This is a genomic window from Sphaerochaeta sp. (assembly GCF_050178175.1).
GTDB lineage: Bacteria > Spirochaetota > Spirochaetia > Sphaerochaetales > Sphaerochaetaceae > Sphaerochaeta.
In genome coordinates, this window is record NZ_JBFXGH010000155.1 from 1 (window position 1) to 4,209 (window position 4,209).

Here is a 4,209-nt window from a genome sequence, read left to right on the forward strand (position 1 = left end):
CTGCCGTTTACCTGATCCTTGCAACCTTCGCAAAGGACAGGGAAGTGATCGTAAGCCGTGGAGAGCAGGTCCAAATCGGGGGTGGGTTCCGTGTCCCAGAGATTCTCAAGGCAACCGGAGCAGGTCTTGTTGAAGTGGGGACAACGAATATCACCACCTTCGAAGACTACGCTGAAGCTGTCACTCCTGAAACTGCTATGATACTTTCAGTGCACCGTTCGAACTTTGCCATCAGGGGGTTTGCGTCGACTCCTTCTGTAAAGGAACTTTCCTCCCTGAAAAATAGTGGGGTATTGCTCTGCGTAGATCAGGGCTCTGGTGTAATCAATGAAAAAATTCCTGGTGAGATTTCCGTGAAGAGCCATCTCTCTCAAGGTGCTGATCTTGTTTGCTTCAGTGGTGATAAGATCTTCAGTGGTCCTCAGGCAGGTATCATCGCAGGTCGCAAGGATTTGATTGCTCAGATGGAAAAACACCCTTTGATGCGTGTATTTCGTCCCGGCAAGACAATCTACTCCCTATTGGAGTTGACGCTTGTAAGCTATCTCAACGGTAAAAAGGGACATCTTGCGCAAAAACTCTTGCAACCCTATGAGGGTATGAGACAAAAAGGAGAGAAGCTCCTCGAAGGTCTCGATAAGAGCCGATTCTCTCTTGAGGAGAGTACCTGTACCAGTGGGGGAGGAACTGCCCCGGATGAAACATTTCCTTCATTCTCTGTGGTTATTGCGGGCAAGCAATCTCCGCAAACGATACTGGAGAGACTGAGAGATTCCTCTCCTCCCATCATTGCAACGATACATGATGGGCGTGTCCATCTGAATATGGCCACGATGGAAGATGGAGACATTCCTCATGTACATGAGGTGCTTATGGGATTTAAGAATTAGCATATGTACCATATCATCGGAACATCAGGACATGTAGATCATGGAAAGACGGCGCTCATAGAAGCACTCACCGGCATCAATGCCGACCGCCTCCCCGAAGAGAAGAGGCGAGGGATGACGATTGACCTTGGATTTGCCCACTTCTTTGACGATGAAGGAATCCCCGTTGGAGTCATTGATGTACCTGGTCATGAACGGTTCATCCGAAACATGGTATCTGGGGCTTGGTCTCTCTCGGTCGCTGTACTGGTCATTGCAGGCAATGAAGGATGGATGCAACAGAGTGAAGACCATGCACGAGTTCTTGAGGCCATGGGAATTCCGCATATTGTGTGTGCCATCACAAAAATTGATCTTGTCGATACCGATGTGCTCGATCTGGCAAAAGAGATGGCCAGAGAAGAGCTGACAAGAATCTTCAACAAGGACATCCCCATTATCGGGGTCTCCTCGATAACGGGAGAGGGAATTGAAACATTGAAAGCTACAATCCTGTCCCTCCTCAAGCAGGATGCTCGCTCTGAACGGCATGAATCAGGATATCTCCATATTGACAGGGTCTTTACAGTCAAGGGTTCTGGTACTGTAGTGACAGGGAGCCTTTCAGGAGGTCCCATATCGCAGGGTGATGAACTGACCATCCTTCCTTCCGGAATAACGACGAGGATACGAGGCATCCAGAGTTATCATACAGAAGTTGAGATGGCGATGCCGACCAGTAGAGTCGCGTTAAGTCTCCAGGGAGTGAAGACTGGGTCTGTTTCCAGAGGCTGCATTGCAGCAATAGACCCCAATGAGTTCCAAGTTGAGCGTGAATTCATTATCCAGTATGAGGTGATGGAGGACAGGAAAATCCGTAATCATATGGAAGTGGAGCTAGCAACGGGTACCGGACACTATATCGGGAAAATCCATTTCCTGAGAACTGAAGGATATGCCCGACTTGTACTGGATGAAGCAATTGCTGTTTCTTGGCTCGATATCTGCCTTTTTATCCAACGTGGTGGGTATCATATTCTTGGAAAGGGACGATTCATCTGGAGCGGGGAGACCGGCAAACATTTCAGGAACAAGTTCGCCCAGATTGTTGCATCCTATCCAATAGGGGATTGCATTGAGGATGAGTCGGCACTTCGCCTCCTGCTTAACGGTTGGCTGAGTAATACTACATCCAGACAAAAACGGGACTTGAAAAGGTTCCTTGCGAAAGAGGATATCAGCTACCGAATCATTAACGAGGTCATTATTCTTGAAAATAGTTTGCAGGAGGAAGCTGATAGATTGCGACAGATGGCAAGCCGCCCAGGAGGGGTAACCCGTGCAGAATTCATGCAAGGAAAGATTGTTCCAGAAGAGGTTGATGCTTACCTGATAGAACGGGCACTTGTGACCTATCAAGTAACAGAGAGAGAGCAGGTGTATCTCACTGCAGACCAACTCGGTGGTGACTATGAGTTGAGCAAGCTTGGGAAGAAGATTATGAAGCAGCTTGAGAATACTCGTGATAGGGGAGTTCAGCTCAAGGAAATCACAGATGAAGGAGCTCGAGGGGAACTGCGTAATCTGATCAGAATCGAGAAGGTCGTCCCACTCGAGGGAGATATCTATTTCACTCGTGAACGATTTGATGAAATCACCGATAGTATCCTCAAAGGAAGAAAGGCCGGTGATGTGTTTTCAATCCCTGAAGCGAAGGACCGCACTGGTCTGTCAAGACGGTATATTATACCCTTGCTGAACAAGATGGAGGAAAAACACATGGTCAAGCGAGATGGTGATTCCCGCGTTGTTTTATAGCGGAAACTATTGTCATTCTTGATTGTATCGCTAGTGTAAAGTTGGGTTCACAAGAGGGTTGAGGATGTAAAAAAGGTCATTGGATGCTCCATACGGTTAGATAACGCATCAAAACAAAGGATTCACAATGGCCATAACCAACAATAGCACGTTTTTTTGGAAATGAAATTACTCAGTTCCAATCAGCACAGGACCCAATGTTGGCCATGCTCGAGTGGATGACAGGCCACAGCTCATGGAGCTTGAAATCGCACAGAAATGCAATGCACCCAAGGGTGCCCATGAAAAGGCAAGGACTGCATACCGCAGCGGGTATCGCACCCGTAGATTCGGTACCCGGCTTGGAACACGGTACCTGCTGGTTCCCAAGCTGAGAAACGGGGGTATGTCCCTTTCTTCGTATCCGAGCGCAAGTGCAGTGAGCAAGCCCCGATCAAGGAGGCATGGTCAGCGGGAAAGATCGGCAATCAGGCAAGGAAGATCGGGATTGAGAACATCACTGCATCGCAGGCGAGCAACATCACCTCAAGGCTGGACAGGCAGGTGAAGGAGTTCCGTTCTAGGTCTATGGATGTGGAATACCCGGTGCCCTGGGTGGATGCCCTGTATGAGAAAGCCAGGGACAACGGGAAGGTGCGGATAATCGCGGTGGACCATGGACAATGAGTCGGAGGCCCCCTATTTGAGCAACTCAAGGAACGTGGCTTGGAAGGTCTGGCTGGTGGTTTCCGATGCCCACTAGGGTCTGTTTGCAGCAATCCAGAAATGCTTTGTCGGATCTGTACGGAAACGGTGCAAGGTACACTTCATGCGCAACATCCTGGCCCCTGTTCCGACCAGGGAAAAGGAAGGGTTTATCAAGCAACTGAAACTGGTATGGAGCCAGAAGGATGCAGAGCATGCCCAGGCCTGTGCACACGAGCTGGAAAAGGAATATGGACAAAGCTTCCCCAAGACCATCGAATGCCTCATGGATGGCCTCGGGGACTGCACCCATGAATAGCCAGCATTTTTATGTTTGAAAAATGTCCAGAACGACCTCCTTCTCCTTTATTGCCTAAAGGCATCTTCTGGTGCCGATCTATTAATCTTTTGTAAGGGAAAAATGCATCAGGGAACTGATTAGATCAAGTTTCTTTGTCCAATCACCTAACACCATTACTTGGTGGTGACCGAAATCTGCAAGCCGATGCATAAAAGCGCGAGCATTGTCCATTCTTATAGAATAGTAAGGGCTGCAATATGTTTCAATAAATTCTGATTTTACTATCTCTCCTGTTTTAACACTCATAGTATCCCCATATGGATTGAACCGTGCCAATGTCACTATCTTGTCATCCACGTCTGAAAGGTCAATTTGCATTTTTGCCCCAAATCCTTGACCGGTAAAAGCCCATAACTCATAGGGAAGATGTTTTGTACCATAGCCACACATATTCAGTGATGGAACACTATGATGTAGCGATAGAAGATTTTCATCTTCAAAATGTGGATTGCCCATAAAAGCAGGTCTTGACCCCAT

At 48.0% G+C, this 4,209-nt stretch carries 6 protein-coding genes; 5 read left to right on the top strand and 1 reads right to left on the bottom strand.

Annotated features, from left to right (window positions below; translation table 11 throughout):
• The 5 genes from selA to AB7S66_RS11625 form a co-directional block, all read left to right on the top strand.
• Positions 1-890 (top strand): L-seryl-tRNA(Sec) selenium transferase (gene selA, locus AB7S66_RS11605; protein WP_428520175.1); only part of this gene is annotated, 890 nt, incomplete at its 5' end.
• Between the two features lie 3 nt (positions 891-893).
• On the top strand, positions 894-2,687 hold the full coding sequence (gene selB, locus AB7S66_RS11610; RefSeq protein WP_428520177.1) for a selenocysteine-specific translation elongation factor: 1,794 nt from the start codon (positions 894-896) through the stop codon (positions 2,685-2,687).
• Positions 2,688-2,922: 235 nt separating this feature from the next.
• Positions 2,923-3,234 carry a transposase gene (locus tag AB7S66_RS11615; protein WP_428520179.1) on the top strand — a complete coding sequence of 104 codons (312 nt, stop codon included), beginning with the start codon at positions 2,923-2,925 and terminating at the stop codon, positions 3,232-3,234.
• Positions 3,183-3,353, top strand: a complete 171-nt coding sequence (locus tag AB7S66_RS11620; RefSeq protein WP_428520183.1) for a transposase — start codon at positions 3,183-3,185, stop codon at positions 3,351-3,353. Before AB7S66_RS11615 ends, AB7S66_RS11620 begins: the two co-directional genes overlap by 52 nt.
• A gap of 79 nt (positions 3,354-3,432) precedes the next feature.
• The gene (locus tag AB7S66_RS11625) at positions 3,433-3,690 is read left to right on the top strand and encodes a transposase (RefSeq protein WP_428520185.1); all 258 of its coding nucleotides are present in this window, start codon (positions 3,433-3,435) and stop codon (positions 3,688-3,690) included.
• A gap of 81 nt (positions 3,691-3,771) precedes the next feature.
• Here the strand turns inward: AB7S66_RS11625 and AB7S66_RS11630 are convergent.
• A partial coding sequence (locus AB7S66_RS11630; protein WP_428520181.1) for a hypothetical protein occupies positions 3,772-4,209 on the bottom strand: 438 nt, incomplete at its 5' end.

What these genes read in the sequence shown, in the direction of transcription:
- selB (WP_428520177.1), top strand. Translation starts at nt 894, where the DNA reads ATGTACCATATCATCGGAACATCAGGACATGTAGATCATGGAAAGACG.
- AB7S66_RS11615 (WP_428520179.1), top strand. Translation starts at nt 2,923, where the DNA reads ATGGAGCTTGAAATCGCACAGAAATGCAATGCACCCAAGGGTGCCCAT.